The sequence below is a fragment of the Streptococcus hepaticus genome (assembly GCF_043656315.1).
GTDB classification, from domain to species: Bacteria; Bacillota; Bacilli; order Lactobacillales; family Streptococcaceae; genus Streptococcus; species Streptococcus hepaticus.
In genome coordinates this window covers 1-310 of sequence record NZ_JBINIY010000057.1, presented here as the reverse complement: position 1 = coordinate 310, position 310 = coordinate 1, and the positions used below count along the sequence as shown (strand labels likewise).

Below are 310 nucleotides of genomic sequence, written 5' to 3'. Positions count from 1 at the left end.
GGCTTTTATCGTGTTCTGAAACTTCCATCCGAAAATGGATCCTCATATTCTTTTACGCTCAACTTATCAAGAGCAATGTCATCTTTCTCTTGCTCACGAATGTATTTCGCTACTGTTTGTTCGTTCAATCCGACAGTGCTGACGTAATATCCCCTCGCCCAAAACTTACGATTTCCATACTTATACTTTAAATTCGCATGTCTATCAAATATCATCAAAGCACTCTTACTTTTTAAATATCCCATAAAATCGGAAATCGCTAGTTTTGGTGGTATCAGCACAAGCATGTGAACGTGATCTGACATCATAT

1 protein-coding gene is annotated in these 310 nt (G+C 37.7%); it reads right to left on the bottom strand.

Annotation, left to right across the window (positions count from 1 at the left end; genetic code table 11):
• Positions 1–5: 5 nt before the first annotated feature.
• On the bottom strand, positions 6–310 hold a 305-nt coding region (gene tnpA / locus ACHUFA_RS11085; RefSeq protein ID WP_394406124.1), incomplete at its 5' end, for an IS200/IS605 family transposase.